This is a genomic window from Nostoc sp. UHCC 0251, assembly GCF_034932245.1.
Taxonomy (GTDB): Bacteria; Cyanobacteriota; Cyanobacteriia; order Cyanobacteriales; family Nostocaceae; genus Nostoc.
On sequence record NZ_JAYGHD010000028.1, the window covers coordinates 18,939 to 38,989 of the forward strand.

Annotated in this window: 9 protein-coding genes; 5 read left to right on the forward strand and 4 right to left on the reverse strand. The window is 41.1% G+C overall.

Features of this window, described 5'->3' with window-relative positions; genetic code table 11:
* Positions 1 to 63: 63 nt before the first annotated feature.
* The 4 genes from VB740_RS05945 to VB740_RS05960 all read right to left on the reverse strand — a co-directional run bounded on the left by VB740_RS05945 (position 64) and on the right by VB740_RS05960 (position 12,853).
* Positions 64 to 4,815 carry a PfaB family protein gene (locus tag VB740_RS05945; protein WP_323199128.1) on the reverse strand — a complete coding sequence of 1,584 codons (4,752 nt, stop codon included), beginning with the start codon at positions 4,813 to 4,815 and terminating at the stop codon, positions 64 to 66.
* 241 nt (positions 4,816 to 5,056) lie between these two features.
* Positions 5,057 to 6,784, reverse strand: a complete 1,728-nt coding sequence (locus VB740_RS05950) for an SDR family NAD(P)-dependent oxidoreductase (RefSeq protein WP_323199129.1) — start codon at positions 6,782 to 6,784, stop codon at positions 5,057 to 5,059.
* Between the two features lie 173 nt (positions 6,785 to 6,957).
* Positions 6,958 to 12,351: a polyketide synthase gene (locus tag VB740_RS05955; protein WP_323199130.1), complete on the reverse strand. Its 5,394-nt coding sequence runs from the start codon at positions 12,349 to 12,351 to the stop codon at positions 6,958 to 6,960.
* 223 nt (positions 12,352 to 12,574) lie between these two features.
* Positions 12,575 to 12,853, reverse strand: a complete 279-nt coding sequence (locus VB740_RS05960; RefSeq protein WP_323199131.1) for a hypothetical protein — start codon at positions 12,851 to 12,853, stop codon at positions 12,575 to 12,577.
* Between the two features lie 1,519 nt (positions 12,854 to 14,372).
* Between VB740_RS05960 and VB740_RS05965 the strand changes: the two genes are divergently transcribed.
* The 5 genes from VB740_RS05965 (at position 14,373) to VB740_RS05985 (ending at position 19,793) form a co-directional block, all read left to right on the forward strand.
* The gene (locus VB740_RS05965; RefSeq protein WP_323199132.1) at positions 14,373 to 15,581 is read left to right on the forward strand and encodes an ABC exporter membrane fusion protein; all 1,209 of its coding nucleotides are present in this window, start codon (positions 14,373 to 14,375) and stop codon (positions 15,579 to 15,581) included.
* A gap of 95 nt (positions 15,582 to 15,676) precedes the next feature.
* Positions 15,677 to 16,855, forward strand: coding sequence for an ABC transporter permease DevC (gene devC / locus VB740_RS05970; RefSeq protein WP_323199137.1), 1,179 nt, complete (start codon positions 15,677 to 15,679; stop codon positions 16,853 to 16,855).
* A 157-nt stretch (positions 16,856 to 17,012) separates the two neighbouring features.
* A complete protein-coding gene (locus tag VB740_RS05975; RefSeq protein WP_323199133.1) occupies positions 17,013 to 18,017 on the forward strand; it encodes an NAD(P)-dependent oxidoreductase in 1,005 nt (334 codons plus the stop codon).
* A gap of 246 nt (positions 18,018 to 18,263) precedes the next feature.
* Positions 18,264 to 19,247: a glycosyltransferase family 2 protein gene (locus VB740_RS05980; protein ID WP_323199134.1), complete on the forward strand. Its 984-nt coding sequence runs from the start codon at positions 18,264 to 18,266 to the stop codon at positions 19,245 to 19,247.
* Positions 19,248 to 19,325: 78 nt separating this feature from the next.
* Positions 19,326 to 19,793, forward strand: a complete 468-nt coding sequence (locus tag VB740_RS05985) for a DUF2141 domain-containing protein (RefSeq protein ID WP_323199135.1) — start codon at positions 19,326 to 19,328, stop codon at positions 19,791 to 19,793.
* Positions 19,794 to 20,051: the final 258 nt, after the last annotated feature.

Below are 20,051 nucleotides of genomic sequence, written 5' to 3' on the forward strand. Positions count from 1 at the left end.
CGCGAAGGAAGAGATAAGTTAAGAATTAGTCGGTGCAAGTTTAGAGAGAATTGGTATGAGATATTAAGCTTCTTCGTTAAGCAAGTTTTGGGCGCAAGCTAGTTGCAATTGAATGATTTCGCTCATTTGCTGACTGTAATCTTGTCTAGCTTGTAAGAAGGCTGTGTGTGCTTTAGTTATCTTTGAATTATTAGCATTGAGCTTTTGATACTGGGTCTTATTTAAATCGAACATGCTGATGATGCTACTAATTTTTTGAGTTCTGACGGGTGGGAAAGAAACAGGAATTGGCTGTCTAATTGCGCTTGACTCAGAAGATTGTAATTGTTCTCTCGGTTGAAAAACGTTATCAATGATATTTTTCGGTTTTACTTCTTCTGGCTGAGGCAAGATGTTAGGGGAATAATTTTCTTCTGGGGTTATTTGGTTGGAAGTGTTAAGATAATCTGTGATTTCAGGTTCTTGGAAATTAGGTATGTTTGGATGCTGTATTTTGAAGCGATCGCATTTAATATCCTCAACCAAATCTTTAACAATCTGGCGATTTTCATCACTCAAAATTGTAGCAGCAATTGCTTTTCCACCCAAGGTAACTGTTCTCAATGTTGCTTTATTTGAATTAGCAGTTTCTTGACTCTTACTGTACAACGGTGATAAATCCACGTTCACCTGATGACTGAGTAGTTTTGCTAATGCTTTGACCATTGCAGCATGGTCATCCATCCCTCTACGATTTAGAGAGACTGTGATATGTTCTTGGTTGCCGAGAATTTTATCAATCCATCGCGAACAGACATTACCTGCGCCTGCTTCTAGAAATATTTTGACTCCATCGCCGTAGACACGATTAACTAATTGCGGAAAATCAAGTTCTTGGCACAATCCTTTGGCGATGTTGTGCGCGATCGCATCACTTTCAAGTACAATCGGTTGATAGTCGGCGGCTGAATAGAACACAATACCAGGAAGATTCTGTGATGGTAAGCTGTTTACCTTCTTGATTTCCTCGAACTGCGATCGCATCGCTTCACAATGTATCACATGGTCGAAGGGCGCGGGGAACGCATTACAACCTAAAGTTGCAATCACTCGCTTACAGGCTGCATCCTCACCAGCAATTAATACTTCTTCTGGTGTGTTGATTTGAGTTAAGTAGACGCGATTCTCTTGTTTCAGGCATTCTCTAACTTGCGATGGAGTAGCCATGAGAACATAGGTATTCCAAAAATTGTTGTTTGGTGAATCTGTTAATCCCCAATATTCACGCACCGCATTTTTTGGCCCAGATAACTTATCGCCAAATAGAGGTGATGAATTTAAGGTGTTACTTCCACCTTCAAAATCACTCCAAACCCCTTGGGCAACCATCATACTAGTTTCACCCAAGCTATACCCAAATACAGATTGCGGCTTGACTTTAAAATCATCTCGGAAAATTGCCGTCATGTATCTAGCAAAGGCAATTTCACTTTCAAACATTGCCAATGAATCATCTAACAATTGCTTTTCGAGAGTTTCTAGTTGCCTTGTTGTCAATTTAGGCAAGCTTCTGGGATAAACTAGTTTTTCAACATCAGCAGCCCGATTGTAGAGATTGTTACTTTTTAAGTCCTCGAAGACTTTAGGAAATAAGCGAAAAACAGTCCGACCAATACCGATATAAGAATTGACTGCTGCGGGATAAACGTAAGCAACTGCTCCAGTTTTACCCAATGGTTTCGCTGTGAAATAACTACCTAGTGGTGTTTGCCAATCTGTACCGTTTTCAAAAGCATTATTTACACCTTTGCGGGCAGATTCAATTTCTTTGAGTAAATCTTTTGTGTTACGTCCTGTGATTGATAAGACGTATTTTGGATTAGAATGCTGTTGAAAGGTAGCGAATGTCTCGCTGGCGGTAGCTGCTAAAGAAGAACTCGCTTCTATGGTATTTTGGAGATTGTTGAGAAGATCGGAGATGGTGGTGCGATCGCTAACTGCGATAGGAAACAGATGAAAAGGCATTTGTTGCAAATATCTGTTATCCCGCTCCTCTTGGCTGGGTTCCTCCGATAAGATTAGATGGGCGTAACTGCCATCTATACCCATGCTATTAATTGCTGCTATTCTGCGTGTACCACCTTTATCGACAAACCAAGGTCTTGATTCCATCGCCACATAGAAGGGACTACCTTCCCATACTTGCGGTGTTTTGACACCAGACCATTTTGGTGTGGCAGGAATATACCTGTAATAAAGACAGAGAGCGGTTTTGATTAAGCTAGCAATTCCCGATGCTGTATAGGTGTGGCCGATATTAGATTTAACGCTACCTAACGCACAGTGCAAACCGTTGCCCACTTTTGGATAAGCTTGCAGTAAGCCTGTGATTTCCGCTTCATCCTCCTGGGGAACGCCACTACCGAAGACTTCCACATAGTTAACCTCTGTGGGTTGAATCTCCGCCATCTCGAAAGCTTGTTTGCAGACATTGCTGATAGCTGAAGCATCAGGTTTTACCAAAGCATCACTCAAAGTAGAATTACCTTGTGCAAAACTCATGGCATCAATTACTGCATAGATGCGTTCATTATCTTCCTTCGCAGCTTCGTAGCGCTTGAGAACAACAGCACCCGCACCTTCGCCAACCGTCCAGCCATTTGCTTGTTGGTCATAACCCAACGTATTCACACCCGTATTAATTGGTGCAAATTGGCTGCGGAATAAGACATTTTCTACACCACCCGCTAAATCTACCGCACCCACAACGACTGCATCAACTTCTCCCGTAGCGAGTAGCATTTGGGCAATTTCCAACGCTTTGAGGGCAGAATTTTCGCCAGCGCTAACGGTAAATGCAGGGCCAGTGAAATTCCACAAAGCAGAAATCCGACTTGCCATGATGTTGGCGATGTGACTCACATATTCGCCAATTTCTACTGGTTGATGAATGCTATCTTTAACTATGGTTTCCAGTTGCGCCAGTTGTTCAGCAGGTAGAGAAATTCCTTGATTGAGTAAGCCATCCTTAACTTGCCAAGAGAGATTCCATCTTTGCTGTAGCTGATGTACGGAAAATTCTGTCTCAGCGGCGACTATAACCGCTACATTGCTGCCTTCCTTTAGTTTCGCATCTTTTGCGGCGCGATCGCTAACCTTCAGAAGCAACAATTGTTGTGGATTTAATTTCTCTATTTCATTCGGTGGGATTTTGCACGATAAAGTATCGATTTCAAAATCCTTGATATATGCCCCTACTGGTGCTTTCCCGTCTGGTAAACCGTACTCTTTCAGGACACTTTCTTGATTTTCTATCCCATGCCATCTTTGAGGCGGTAGAGAAGTAAAATGCTGTGTTCCATCATAAATGCTGCGTTCAAAAGCATCTAAACCATTGCAGTTACCAAAAAAGGCATCCATGCCAACAATGGCAACTTTGGTAGGTGGAACAGGTGGAGTTGATTCAACTGATTCTGTTGTATTTCCTTGTTCTAAAATCAGATGAGAATTAGTACCGCCAAAACCAAAAGCGCTAATAGCTGCCCGTTTAATTGGTGCGTTATTATTAGGCCATGCCGTAGCTGTTCTAACAATTTTATCGGCAGAAATTGTACCTTTTTCTGAAGTTAAAGGTTCCGAAACATTCATGGTAGCTGGAATTACACCATGAGACATACTCAAAATCACTTTAGTCAAGCCAACCATGCCGGCAGCAGTTAACAAGTGACCAGTATTTGCCTTAGCAGAACCCACCAGAGGAGCAGCTTGATTTTGACCAAAGAATGTTTCTATGGAATTGAATTCGGTTGTATCTCCTAGCAATGTGCCGGTGGCATGACACTCTAAATAATCGATGGTTTTGGGACTAAAATTCGCCTCATTATAGGCTCGTTCAAAAGCTAAGACCTGTCCTTTAGGATTCGGACTCAGTAAATGCTTACCTTTGCCATCATTCGAGAGTCCGTTACCGCAAATGGTAGCAAGAATATTATCGCCATCTCTAACGGCATCAGAATATCTCTTCAGCATCACCATCCCAACACCATCGGCGGGAATTAGCCCTCTAGAGGATTTATCTAAGGGGCGGCTAATGCCGTTTTCTGCATACCCTTGAACACCGGAAAATAACATCCGCACGAATAGGGAATCTGCACAACTGATGGCTCCAGCTAACATGACATCAGCTTTGTGTGACCATAAGTAATGAGATGCTAATTTAATAGCATAAAATGAGGACGAACAAGCAGCATCCAGACATAAATTAATCTGGGATAGAGAGAGAGCTTGAGCTACGATAGATGCTGGTAAACCAGATATCATCGCATTGTATAAAGATGCTTTAGTTGCACTTGGTAAAGCAGCTAAATCAAAATCTTCATCCTGCAAAAGTTCTCTGACGGCAGGATTAATAGCTTGCTGGTAAATTGGAGAGAATAATTGATTAGATAATTTTGTCGGGAATGACAAATTACCTAAAATTACGCCACATTTTGACAGAACAGTTTGATTACCCCAATAACCACTTTGTTCAATTGCTTGTTTAGCGGCATACAATGACCATTTGAAAGTGTTATCTAAACCAGCAACAAATTCTGATGGTAGATTGTATTCAGATGGATTAAACTGGAAATCGCGGATGTATCCGCCTTTGAGGGAATAAGTTTTGTCTGATGTACCTTTAACTGGATTATGAAAGATTGTCGGATCTACTCCGATTTCTTCGACGGTTGCAGAGGATGTCGAATCTTTTTGATTAACGATGTTTTGCCAGTATTCTTCAGGATTCTTTGCATCGGGGAATAGGCATGATAATGCGATGATGGCTATTTTTTCCACGATTTATATGCTCCGAGTTTGGGTATTTAGCAAGAGATAATTAAAAGCCAGGATTTACGCTGTTCCCCAAACTTTAAACGAGGCAAGTTATAGCAATCCTAAGATTAAGCTAGCTTTGATAGTTCGTAGTAAAAACATTAGAGTTGAATTCGTAGCAAATTCTCTGCGAACCTTTGCGTTTTCCTTTGCGCCCCTTTGCGTTTAAAATTCAACCCTCAATTCACCACGAGTTTACAGATTACTAGCTTCTGAGCATTTTCATTGACCAAATAATGGCATGAGCGCCGAGCATTCGTGAGTATATTTTACCTTGGCGGTCGTGTATGATGAAGTTTGCGATCGCACTGCTTGGTGTCTTAGCTAGTACTTCACAAGAAACGTAAAATGTTTCGTTATGTGGTATCATCGCAAATTGTTCAAACTTTTCTACTTTTCCAGGTAAACAACCTTCTTCATGAAAGTGTTGTGTCCAAACCCATAAGGCGTGCATACTCAAGTCAGTGGTGTAAGGATTTACCCATTGGACAGGGAATTGTCCTTGTTGCTGTGCGCTAAGTTCTGGCCACAGACATTCTGTAGTGATTTTTTCAGGGCTGATGTTTAAAACTCTTTTGATTTCTTGAAAACCGGGGCCGTGAAATAATGTAGCCCCACCATTTTGGTAAAAATCTTTTCCTGTAGCGGTGATGATATTATCTTCTTCGAGATTGAGAGATTCATAAATGGGGACATCTGGGATTTCTCGCTGGAGATTGAGTTGAGCGCTAAAATGAAACTGGATTCTGCCTTGTGGGTTTTTACTCGAAATTTTGGCTTTAAGTTCGATTCTTTCAAGATTAACTTTAGAAATTTCTTCTATTTCTAAAAAATGTTCTTTCGCTAATGTCTCATTGAAAGTAATCCCCTTTAAAACTTTAAAATCTTGGTAATTAAACAATCTGTAGCCTGGGTATAATTGTTCAGAAGCATTGATAATCCAGGTCATTGCACAAGTTGCTGGTAAAACTGGAGAACCAGCAATCGTATGATCGTGCAAAAATGGATTAGCCTCTAATGTCATTTGGCGACGAATACGATAAGTTCGTAATTCTGAATCTAACTCCGCCGCAAGTGGAACTAGTGGGCTACCAATGACAACTTGCGAGGTTGCATGATTGGTATTATCCATTTCCTTAACGAGCATTTGTGCCCCGACTGCAATGGGAATTATTTCAATTTTTCGCTCTTGAAAAATCTTCTTTAATTCTGCTGTCACCATTCCACTGTCCCAAGCGCCCCAGTTGATAGCGACTACGTGACATGAGGGATAAGTTTGCTTAAATATATGGGCGGATTTGTTCAGAATTTCATTTGCGATCGCATAATCAGATTGTCCAGGATTTCCGTAAAAGCCTGTTACGGAAGAAAACAAAACTAAATGCTGAAGCTGATTAGGGTTAACGCAAGTTAGCAGGTTTTCTAAACCTTGAACTTTGGCGGTATAAACCTTTTCAAAATCCTCTTCTGTTTTCTTTTCAATTAACTTATCAGCTAAGTTTCCCGCGCCGTGGATGATTCCGGTAATTGGGCCGAGATGTTGCACAGCAGTGGCAAGTTTTTCTTGTAAAGCTGCCGTATCTGTGACATCGACGCTGATATATTCTGCTTTAGCTCCGGTTTTTTCAATTGCTGCTAGAGTCTTTTTAATTTCGCGGCTGGAGGTAATTTTGTTATATATTTTTTGTACATTCATGGGTGTGGGCTTCTCTCCTTGAGAAAGAAGATTTTCCATGATGCATTTTTTCAATGCGGAGTCATCAGAATTTTGAGCATAATCTGGCTCGGTTTCTAATAGTTCGGAGCGACCGAGGAGGATGAATTTGCAGGGTTGCTGTTGAGCTAATCTGATAGTACACTCAGCCGTAATCCCTTTTGCACCGCCACTCACGACAAAGACAGATGATGGACTAAGCTGGGCTGTTTGTGTCATAAATCCTCGTGAATACCTGCATAATTTTGGTTTTAATGTACGATTCTTGAAACCCCCTCTCCAAACCTCTCCCCCATAGGGAGAGAGGCTTTGATTCTTACTCCCCTTCCCTTGTAGGGAAGGGGTTGGGGGTTAGGTTCTAGAGAAAGTTGCACACAGCGTTAATCTGCTTTTTAATCGGCGATAATAGTGACTCGTCCTTGTGAGCCGTAGCCAACTTCACTTATATAAAGGTTGGGGTCATGAAGTTCGGCGATGATGTTTTGTACTGATTGTTTGGCATCAAGTCTGGGACTTAGATCGATCGCACGAGTAAATACTTTTGGCCATTCCCATCTGAGAGTTTTGGTTAATCCAAATAAACCAGCGCCGATCGCACCGAAGTTAACTTTGTACTCTAAGCCGAAGGCTCCATCAAGATGAGCAACTGTGCAGAAACAACTACGTCCATGCTTTGCAGCTTCGTTAAGGGAAGGTTTGAGGTGTTTCGCCATCAAAAATACGTGCTTAACGATCGCCTTTTCTGATTCGTTATAAGAAATACTGCCGGTGTGATTTCCTACAAACATTGGATGTAGATGGATGAAGGCCCCAATCGCTCCGCAGTGAGATGCGATCGCTTGCAATTGTTGTTGAAGATGTTCTTCACTTAAGTTTGCTAAGGTGACGCGGGTTACTCCTGTAGGTAAAGGCGCTTGTTGGGCGATGAGCGATTGGGGAAAGCTGATAACTACTACCTTCCAGCCTTTTTCGATTAGGGATTCAGCTAATTTATAAGTGGTGAGGGAACCATCATCGGTGATTAAACCGATGTGTCCCTCTGGTAACGTGAAATCCAAATAATCGGGCTGTGCTAGGCTTCTGAGTTTGACAGTATAGCGCGGGATATTATGCTCTAATTCCGGTGGCTGTTGTTGGACAAACTCAGGCTCAGACTTTTTTTTTTCACCTCCAGCCAACTGCTGTAGGTAATCGACTATTTGACCGATGGTGCGGAGGTCGCCAAGTTCTTCGATATTCGGTTTGGGTAAGTTGGGGTACATTTCTTGCATCGCCCCTAAGATTTCTACCCGTTTAATCGAGTCAATCCCTAAGTCGGCTTCCATGTCCATTTCCAGTTCTAGCATTTCGACTGGATAACCGGTTTTATCGCTGGTGATGGCTAACAGGGTTTCGCCTAAGTTTGCAAATTCATCACTTGTAGCGGGAGCAACTTCTGGTTCTGGGGTGAATGCGACAACTACGCTGGGTTCCGGTGCAGCGACTACCTCAACTACTGGTGCAGCCTCTACTGGAATCTCAGTTACTTGTTGTACTTCGGGAATTGCAACTTCTACCGCAACACCTTTGGAAGCGTGGGATTGCAGATACTCTACAACTTGACCGATGGTGCGTTTTTCTGACAGTTCTTCTAAATTGGGCTTGGGTAAGTTGGGGTACATTTCTTGTAGCGCCCCTAAGATTTCCACCCGTTTGATAGAGTCAATCCCTAGATCCGCCTCCATGTCCATGTCCATTTCCAGCATCTCGACTGGGTAGCCCGTTTTGTCGCTGGTGATGGCTAAGAGATTTTTATCCAAGTCAACAATATCGATGGTTGCGTTAGATACAGGTGCAGCAGTTGTGGGTGTTGGTTCTGCAACAACTTCGTTGACTGGAGGTGAGCTAATTTTAGCTACAACCTCGGTTTGAGGTTCTACTACTGGGACAGGTGGCGCAACTACAGGCTCTACTGTCTCGACAGTGGCGAAATGGGGAGTAGGAAGTGGGGAATAGGAAGTTTCAACTACAGGCTCTACAGGAGTGGGCGCGAGAGGTTCTTGGGTAACATTTAAGCCATTTTTAGCTACAGGCTCAGTTACAGGCAAAGGTTGGCTTTCTACTATCTTGGTCGGTGCATCAGTAACAGTTGTTTCTTTGGTGAACGGAGTGAAATTGCTGAGTTTCTCTGTTAGCTGGGTTGCTCCCTCACCAGAGATGATTTGAGAATATTCTTGCTGTATGAGTTGGAAAAAGCTCTTAGTATATTCCAGTTGCTCTTGGAGATATTGCTCATGGATGCGTAGGGTTTCACCTTGTTGGGAGTGAAACTGCATCATGCTGCGCTCTAGGCTTTCCATGACAACTAGCTTCATTTTGGCAGTTTCGGCTGTTGATTTACTTTCACTCAACAATGAATTCTGCTGCTGCATCAGTTGGAAAAACGCTTTAGCGTATTCCATTTGATGGTTGAGATAAGTACCGTGAACTTGTAAATTCTCGGCTTGATTTTCCTGGAACTGTGTCAGGAGATATTCTAAACTTGCTAAAAGTTGTTCGTAATTTGTAAGTTTTTCTGGTGTTGGTTGCATCTTAGATTCCTGGGCTGGTTGTGACAGGGTAACAGGATTCATCTGTTGCTCTGGCTGGGTGATGATAGTAGCAGTCACACCGTTCATTGCTGGGGTAAGTTTTTTATGTCCGTTAGTCTCTATCACTGCTACAGGTGGAGTTACACCAGGGCTGCTAAATAAAGGAGCCGCAGTTTCAGAAGATTCGGGAGTTGGTAATGTGACTTTATGCCCATCCTGCAAAGCGAGAGCGAAGGCATTTTTCGTTTTTTCGGATCTGTAGTTTATGCCGTTCAAACGGACATTTAATGTCTTCTTCGTCTCAATTGGGGGGATAGTTTGGGGAAGTTGGTAAGGATCGAGGTTATTCAAAGCCATACCAATCACTCGCAATTGCACAACTGCTTCTCGCAAAGAGCGATCGCTATTCTTTTGAACGCTAGGGTTCAAAGATACGGTGATGTGTGGGCGATCGCCAAGGATATCTTTCACCAAATTGGTGAGAATTCTTCTCGGCCCAAATTCCACAAAGCAAGTTCCACCTGCCGCATAGATATTTTCAATTTCCTGCTTAAACAGCACCGAGTTGGAAAGATGGCTTTCGAGGATTTTTTGAATACCTTGGGCTTCTTTGGGATACTGCTTACTGGTGACGTTGCTGTAAACAGGGATTTTGGGACTTTGAAATTTAACAGACTTGGTGGCGATCGCAAATGATTTCTGAGCAAAGGCGATTAACGGTGTATGGAACGCTGCGGAAACAGGTAACAATACAGCTGTATATCCTTTCTCATGTAAAGCCTCTTTGATTCTCGCTATTTCTGCGGTAGGCCCAGCCAAGACAAATTGAGTGGGAGAATTTTGATTAGCGATCGCAACTTGCGGAAAATGTCTCAGCACTGCTTCTACTTTGCTGATATCTTCTTTAACAGCCAACATACTTCCCGCATCATGATCCGGATCTTCGGGTGCAGCCATTGCTTGACCCCTAGCTTTCACTAAGAACAAGTAATCTTCTGTACTCAAAACCCCCGCAGCCCATAGTGCGGTTAATTCACCAAAGCTATGACCGGCAACAAAATCTGACTTGAACCCAGCTTGTTGCAGTATGCTGTACATCCCTGCACTCAACACCCCGATGGCTGGTTGAGCATATTCTGTGCGTTGCAAGGCAGCAATTTGGACATTTTTTTCTGCCTCTCCAAACACAGGATGAGGAAAAACTATTTCTGACAACGGCTGCAAATTATCTTTGAGCAACAGGCTATCCATATAGCCATGAAGACGGCGCATCAAAGGAAAATTCATCACCAGTTCGCGTCCCATCTCCAGGTATTGCGAACCTTGTCCAGAAAACAGAGAGACAACTTTTCCACCCAACTCCATACCAGAAGCGCGATAATAAATCCCTTGGGGATGCTCCCAAGATGCTGCTGACCCTTTGAGTTTCAGCCAGTCAATGCTAGTTTGCAGAAACTTGCAAGCTTCTTCGAGGTTCTCAGCTACAAACCCAAATCGGGGAGCAGAGAGGGGAATTTGTTGTGATTTGCACTCATTGACTAATTGTGAGTAGTGTCTGGGTGCTTCAGGCGATCGCAACTTACCTAAAATCTCTTCCGATTTGCTCAACAATTGCTCTACTGTGGGAGCAAACAACAGCACTTCACTAGCATCACTATGTAAGCGGTAAGCGGCGTTCTGGTCGGCTTCGTATTCTTCCAAAACAACGTGATAGTTGGTTCCACCAAATCCAAAGGAACTTACACCCGCACGTCTTGGTGCTTCCCCTTCTGGACGAATCCAAGGTCTGGTTTGGGTATTCAAATAAAAGGATGAATTTTTAATGTTGAGTTTGGGATTCGGCTCAGTGATATTAATTGTGGGCGGTAATACTTTGTGATGTAAAGCCAAAGCAGTTTTAATCAAACTCGCCGCACCCGCAGCTGCTTTTGTGTGTCCAATTTGTGATTTCACACTACCCAAAGCGATATGCTGCTTTTTGTCATCATGCACATCAAAGAAGTCTTTTAAAGAACCGAATTCTGTCGGATCTCCAGCCATCGTCCCAGTACCATGTGCTTCCATTAAACCAACGGTAGCGGGAGAGAAACCGGCATCTTCATAAGCGCGTTCTAAGGCTTTGACTTGACCTTCTTTGCGCGGAGCATAAATGCTCTTGTAACGTCCATCGCTGGAAGTACCAATACCTTTAATTACGGCATATATTTTATCGTTGTCCCGTTCAGCATCTTCTAACCGTTTGAGGACAATCATTCCGATACCTTCGCCCAGCATCATCCCATCAGATTTAGCATCGAAAGGTTTGACATTTTCACTAGGAGAAACAGCCGGTGTTTTGCTGAACGAGATGTAAGCCATGATGGTGTTATCGGTATCAACGCCACCAGTTAGCATCATGTCAGAACGATGCTCAACTAGTTCGCTAATTGCCATTTTCAAAGCACCAAAGGAACTAGCACAAGCGGCATCAACCACACAATTCATTCCGCCGAAATTTAGGCGATTGGCAATTCGTCCAGCGACTACGTTAGCTAACATTCCAGGGAAAGCATTCTCATCCCATTTCACATAAGCACTTTTGATTTTATCAACGATTTTTTTGGTATCCTCGTCAGATAAACCACTGCTTTTGAGTGCCTTTTCCCAAATTGGATATTCTAATCTCGCCGAAAGTGGCATTCCTAACTGCTTGGCCATAGCCACGCCTAAGATTACCCCAACCATTTCGCGGTTAAAATCACGTTTTTCGCCATACCCTGCATCTTCCATCGCCTCTTTTGCAACTAATAAACTTAATAGTTGCGATACATCTGTAACTTCTAAAATGCTGGGTGGTATGCCGAATTCCATCGGGTTAAAATCAACCTCTGGAAGAAACCCGCCTCTTTTACAGTAGGTTTTGTCTTCAGTAGTTCTAGGATTTGGATCGTAATAATCTTCAACACTCCAATGTGTGGAAGGAACGTCAGTAATACAGTCAATTTTGTTTACTATATTTTGCCAATATTCCCGCAAATTTCTAGCTTGAGGCAATAGAGAAGCCATCCCAACGATGGCGATAGGATTGTGTTGTAATTGTCTGTTAATTCTGTTGATTGACACTGATTTATCTGATTTCATTTTTTTTCCCTCGATAGACTTAATCACAGCCTGTTCACAATTATTGACAAGGCTTTCCAACTCCGCTAAGGCAGTATCAATTGAATAAGCAGACATAGGGCATAGTTAGTACTGTGAATTGTGTAGATACAGTAATTTCTGTTGCCTACTAATAATCAAAAACTCTCGTTTGGTAAGCAGTTATCTATCCTATCTCCGCTAAATGCTTGTCTCCAAATCGACACCACACAACACATACTGCCAGGGTAAAGCCTTATGCTTCCAGGCGATTTTGGCATACTGCGTAGGCGTAGCCCGTCGTAGACATCGCGAAAAAATGCTATCCAACGCTAGACTCTTGAAATTGTGGCAATAGGTCGATGACGTTGTTAAAACTGGTAAAATAGTTTTGGAGTGTAATAGCTGCTTGACCAGTGAATTCAATCCATTTGTAATAGTAGAGATTTTGAGCAATGGTATCCCACTGGAACAATAAAAACTGAGGGTTAGCTAAAGGAACAGAAATGCTTTTCTCACCCGGAACCGCTGGATTATCTAGCTTAACCACAGCAACATACCTGTTGTTAATGACAACGTTCTGTCTCTTGATAAATGTCATAGCTAGTTTCAACGTCCGGGATAATATATCTTATGGGATTTGACCCAGCAAAGTTGACAAGTTCGTTACAGAAAAGACACCACCTTTAATCCGAGTTTATGCAGGTTTGAAAAGTAATTAGACGATCAAAAGGTGATAGATAAGCAGTTATGTTTAGTTATTTTTAATTTAAAAAATTCAATTAAATAACTAGTTTGCTTAACTGCTTTTAAGCATTGAATTACTAAAAACAATAGCACACTTTATATAAACTAAATCATTTCTTTAAAGTTATTTTATAAAGAAAACTCCACTCTTGCTGATGTGAATTTTGAATAAAATGAAGCATGAAAGTATAATTTGTAACTATATAAATGTGCAAGATATTTTGTTATCTACGGGTTAGCCAAAAATTTGTGCTGGACGAAGTTAACAATGCAAATCTGTTGTCTAGTAAGTAACAATTCTATGAATACATAAATAAATTGAATAACCATAAGTATGTTTTCTCAGAGAAACTTGATAATTGAGTCAAAGTTTTTGGTTATTTTTCAATATAAGTCAAGTTAAAAAGCAAAGTAGTTATTTATAAAGCAAATATTAATTTTTAGTATGTTGCTTGATAAACATAATCATGATTACATCATTTAAAAGGGCGTTTAGCTACCTATACCAGGGCAATGGAATTCGCGGAGTTTACGGGCACACAAGCCGGAAATAGTAGTCTTCTTTGTAGCGATTTATCGCGTCTCTCTAACGTGTCAATTTTTTAGACGCGATAAATCGCGTCTCTACATGAGAGCTTTCTGGCTTATCCCAATACACTTGGGATAAAACTGGTGACTTGTGTGTACACGGTAGCCTTTTAGGAAAGAGAAATAGAAGTAAAGTGTCTGACGCAGGTGGTAAAGCCTCGTATAAACGTGGTTTCTAGCCACCCTTTAATTACTAGGAACAAAGCTGATAAGAATGTCTTATATTACACAACCTTAATAACAACAATCTGTTAGTAATATTAAATCTGCTTGATAACTAACCATCTATTTGAATTTAATTAGCAGATGAGGGATTAGTGATGAGTACAATTATTCAGTCTCTAATCTTACTATGATGAAATATTTTAGTTACAAAATCCAGGACTTATGCAAAGTTAATCGGTTGACAAAATTCAATTTTTGTGCCATATTTAATAACAAGTTTATCCAAAGTTCGAGTTCATTTTTACTGGCGCTTCGTTGTTCTTGAAAATTAGATTTTCCGGTGAGCACTATATGTATTTTCCGCTACTGGATTAAATGTAAACATAGGATATAACTTAGGAAGCTTTGAAGTAACACCACCATTAATTTTCACGCCACAATAGTGAGTTTGGGCGGCAAAAGCGTACAACAATTCATATAAAACCAATTTAGACCCATCCACTTTATTAAGGTAGAAACCCTAGAGGACAAATTCTCTTGGTAATTTGCGGATGAGTCTATATCTAATCGACTAAATAATAACCAGGCTATCCCCTAGAAAACAGAATTGGAATGAAAATATGGCACTAAATAAAGAAAGCCGATTATTCACAAAACCCGTAGGGCGATCGCAAGTAATTTTAGCAGCTTCTCTCATTTTGGCGGCGGGATTAATAGCTTTTTATAGTTTAGTACCGTTTTGGTCTAAACCTAAAGTTGTGACACCAGCAGCAAATCCTCCCAAGCCTGTCGCTCCTGCGAAAGTTGCTGTCACTGCCTTGGGACGTTTAGAGCCAGAAGGTGAAGTTACTTCTTTGAATGCTCCCAATGCCAATAATGGGGTGCGAGTAGAGAGACTGTTAGTGAAAGAAGGAGATGCGGTTAAAGCAGGGCAAATACTGGCATATCTAGAAAATTATGGTCGTTCTAGAACAGCTTTACAACAAGCTTTAGACCAACTGCAAGTTGCCAAAGCTAAACTAGCGCAGGTGAAATCTGGAGCGAAAACCGGAGATATCGATGCTCAAAAGGCAGCGATCGCGCGTTTAGAGCCACAATATAAAGGAGACGTTGCGACACAAGAGGCGACAATTGCCCGCATCCAGGCTGAGGTAGACAATGCTCAAGCTGAGAACGATCGCTATCAGCAATTATATAGACAAGGTGCGATCGCGGCTTCTGTCGCGGATACCAAAGCTTTGCAACTAAAGACTACACAACAGCAACTTACAGAAGCTCAAGCCACCCTCAAGCGGACTCAAGACACATTCCAAGAACAACGCAAGCAAGCAGAAGCACAACTCACCAGTATTAGCGAAGTGCGTAGTGTAGATGTTCAGGTAGCACAAACCGAAGTCAACAGTGCAACAACTGCTGTTCAAGAAGCAAAAGCCAACTTGGATTTAAGTTATATAAAATCTCCCATAAATGGCAAAATTTTGAAAATTCACGCCAAAACCGGAGAAGTAATTAACACCAACACCGGATTTGCTGAGATAGGTAAGACATCTCAAATGTATGTGATTGCAGAGGTGTATCAAACCGATGTTCAAAAAGTGCGTGTAGGGCAAAAAGCTACCATTACCAGCCCTGCATTTCCTGGAACAATCAAAGGAACTGTAAAAGAGATTGGTTGGCAAGTTGACAAGCAAAACATCTTCAGCATAAACCCTGGTTCAGATACAGACCGCAGAATAGTTGAAGTGAAAATCTCCATCGATAATCCCGCAGATAGTGAAAAGGTCGCTCGTTTAACTAACTTACAGGTAGATGTCGCCATTCAAATTTAGTAATTGGTCATTAGGCATTGAACGTTCGTCATTTGCAAATGACAAATGACAAATAACAAATGACAAATGACAGATGACAAATGACAAATAAATCCATGAATTTCAAAATTCCTTTAGGATGGCTACAGCTAGCGCAGCAAAAAGTTCGTTTACTAGTAGCTGTAGCCGGGATTGGTTTTATTGTGCTGCTAATGTTTGTGCAACTTGGTTTTCAAGATGCTCTTTATTCCAGTGCAACTGCTGTGCATCAGAATCTCAAAGGAGATTTATTTTTAGTGAGTTCGCAATATAAATCTTTGACCTCAAATCAAAGTTTTTCACGGACTCGTTTGTACCAATCTCTGGGGTTTGATGGCGTAGAGTCAGTTAGCCCCATGTATTTGCAATTTGCCAAACTAAAAAATCCGGCTACTAGTGAGAAATATTCAATATATGTTATTGGTTTCGATCCAGGTAGACCGGTAATGAATCTCCCAGAAGTTGAGAAAAATTTAGATAAACTCAAAATTCCCGATGTTGTGCTTTTTGATCGGGGTTCTCGCCCAGAGTTTGGCCCAATAGCTGAAAAATTTAATGCGGGAGAGACTTCACAGACAGTTGAAATATTTCCCTACAGTTCATTAATTGGCTATAGAGTGAGAATTGGTGGCTTATTCACATTAGGGCCTTCCTTTGGGGTAGACGGCAATTTACTTGTTAGTGACTCCACTTTCTTGAGGATAAATCCTAATACTCGTCCGGCAGATATGATTGATGTCGGTTTGATTTCCCTCAAACCTGGTACTAATGCAGAAACAGTACTAAAAAATTTGCAAGCAAGTTTGCCTAATGATGTCCAAGTTTTTACCCGCCAAGGCTTCATTGATTTTGAGAAACAATACTGGGCTGTCAGAACACCTATTGGTTTTATTCTTAACTTGATGTTGACAATGGCTGCGGTTGTTGGTGTAGTTATTGTTTATCAAATTCTTTACAGTAATATTGCAACGCAGTTCGTTGCTTATGCCACTTTAAAAGCCATAGGTTATGCCAATAGTTACTTATTAAATGTGGTATTTCAGCAAGCTTTAATTTTAGCAATATTAGGTTATATCCCAGGATTTATTACTTCTGTCTTGTTATATAGTTTTGCAGCAGAAGCAACTAAACTACCAATAATGATGACTACTAATAATGCGGTTATTGTCTTAACTTCCACAGTTTTAATGTGTATAACATCAGGAGCGCTTGCTATTAACAAACTCCGCTCCGCAGATCCGGGAGATATTTTCTAACCAAGACAATTTGCTTTGAACAAGTTGTTACAGATAAGCAAGTTCGCAGTAAGGACTTTAGTCATTATTTTCTAATCACTAAAGTGCTTACGACAAACTATCAAAACTAGCACTTTTCTTTTAATCAAAAATCCAAAATTGGTATAACCCTTACTATATGAACCTCAACAACAAAACCCTCCTAATTACTGGGATTGATCAACTTGTCGGATTGCGTACAGCCGAGTTAGCTATAGCGCAAGGAATGAATGTTCGTGGACTACAAAGTTCTACAGAACAGAATAAAGAATTACATAATTTAGGTGTTGAAGTAATTATTGGTAGTATTACCGATTCTACTATTGCTCAAAAGGCTTGCCAGGGTGTAGATATCGTTTTACATACAGAGCAAATTGCCGAAGAAGCTGGCGCAATTAACCATTTTCGTGATGTGAATGTTGGCGGTACTATCAACATAGCTAAAGCCGCTAAACAGGCTGGTGTCAAAATATTTGTGCATCTATCCAGCGTCATGGTTTACGGTTTTAACTATCCTAATGGTGTTACAGAATCTGGGCCACTCTCTGGCGAAAATAATCCATACTGTCAAACTAAAATAGAAGCTGAAAAAGCACTCTTAGAACTGAATAATTCTCCAGATTTTGGCATCATCATTATTCGAGCCGGAGATGTTTATGGGCCAGGAAGTATTCCCTGGATAGTCAGACCAATTTTGATGATGCGTCAAAAATTATTTGCCTGTGCCAACGATAGTAAAGGAGTAATTAATCACGTATATATAGATAACCTAATTGATGGCATCTTTCTAGCGATAGAAAAAGAAACCTCCGGTGAAATATTTAATATCACCGATGGACAAGAAACTTCGTGGAGAGAGTATTTTATGCGTTTAGCAGCAATGGAAGATTTACAAGCACCCCTTTCATTATCGAAAGATGAAATCAAGTTGTTTCTAAAGCTACGCGTTCAAGGACAAAAACTTTTTCGCAAAAAAGTTGATATTTTACCAGAGTCTATAGATTTTATGACTCGTCCCTATGCTTGTTCCATTGCCAAAGCACAAAGCCTGTTAAATTATAAACCAACAATTGACCTCGAAGAAGGAATGCAGCGAACACATGAATGGCTGCGAAAAACAGATATTCAAAGTTTGATGAAATAGTCTTTTGGGAGCGGCGAGTAGGGAGTGGGGAGTAGGGAGAATAGAAGAATTAGAATAGTAGGTTAGGTTGAGCAATAGTCAAACCCAAGAAAGCCTTGATAATTAATTTTGGTTTATCGTGCGGGATCTTGCTACGTTTCTCAACTCAACCTACTAAATTCTGACTTCTGGATTATTACGTTGCATCTATCTAACAATTATCTGCAATTAAACAATAATCACAGATTTTCAGAATCCTTGTTTTCTATGAGTAGCAATCAGCCACGATTGAGCATCGGATTACCTGTATACAATGGTGAAAAATTTATCAAAGAAGCCATAGATTCTCTCTTAGCTCAAACTTTTGAAGATTTTGAACTAATTATTTCAGATAATGCATCTACAGATAAAACTGAAGAAATCTGTAGAGCTTATGCCGAGCAAGACCAACGTATTTGTTACTACCGCAATGACACAAATATCGGTTGCGCCCGTAACTTCAATCGCGTTTTTAAATTGTCTTCGGGTGAGTACTTTAAGTGGGCTGCCTATGATGATTTACATGCTCCAGATTTTATCAAGAAGTGTATTGAAGTGCTTGACCAAGATCCTACTATAATCTTGTGTCATTCTCAGACATATTTCATTGATGAAGAGGGGAGTTATCTCCAAAGCTACGATATCAAACTCAAGGCAGATGCACTAAAACCACACGAGCGTTTTCATGAATTGCTGACCAAGCATTTATGTTATCAATGTTACGGTGTAATTCGCGCCAGTGCCTTGAAAAGGATACCGCCTATGGGTGGTTACGGTAATGCAGATGGAATTCTCTTATTAAGGCTTGGTATTCTTGGTAGGTTTTATGAAATTCCTGAATACCTGTTTTTTGCCAGAAGCCATCCGGAACAATCAATGAGTATGTATTTCCCTAATTATCTGTTGTTTACGAACAACAGTAAAAAACACTCATTGAGTATGCTACCTGATTTCTATGCGTATTCAGTGTGGTTCGATTCAGCAAAAAAAGGACAAATTTTATTGCCACATTGGAGAATAATCTGGGAATATGTACTTTCTATCTGGCGTAGTCCCTTGAGTTTGTATGAGCGGCTGTGTTGCCATAGAAGTTTACATCAGCAGTTAAAAGGGACAGAATATCTTCTGCTGAAAGATTTGCTAAAGGTGCTGCAAAAACTTTGGAAAGCTTGGCAAGGTGCATCAATTAAAAAACAGCAAGTCAGACTTTGAACGAATCGCTTCAGAGAAATAAGCTGTGTTTGCCAGCTTTTTTTAACCCACGAATCACCTATTATTCACTACAAAACTATGTTGAAATTATCTCATCTATCTCATGTTTTGCTTGCTACTTTAGTGAGCATCAGCTTTGCTAAAACAGTGAATGCAGAGCCAACTACAACACTTAATGTAGTTGTAAATGGAATACGTCACCAAAAAGGTGAGATTTGCTTCAGAGTTTACGCAAGCGAAAAAGGATTTCCGATGAGTAGTACTAGTGAAGCTCAAAGTGGCTGCACTAAGATTACTGGCAATTCCGTAACAAAAGAATTTTCCGGTTTAAAGCCTGGAACTTATGCTGTTGCCATAGTCGATGATCAAAATGGCGATCGCAAACTCAATAAAGACTTTTTTGGTATTCCCAAAGAAGGTTTTGGGATTTCCAAAAATCCAACTGTGTCAATACAAACAGGTACACCAAAGTTTCGTGATGCCAGCTTTGTTGTAGACAAAAATACAACAGTCAACATCATTATGAAATATTCGTTGGATTCGTAAAGTTGAGTGGGGAGTGGGGAGTGGGGATGAGGGAGATGAGGGAGCAGGGGGAGCAGGGGAAGAAGAACTATTGATTAGATTCTTGAGCCATGCCCAATGCCTAATGCTCCATACCCAATGCTCCATACCCAATGCTCCATGCCCCATGCCCGAATGGCACTAAGAAAAGATACAGCCCTTGCTCTGACTGGTTCCCAGCCTCTAGGCTGGGAACCCATTCTGGGAGGCTCCGCCTCCAGTAGCTTGACAAGAGGCAGA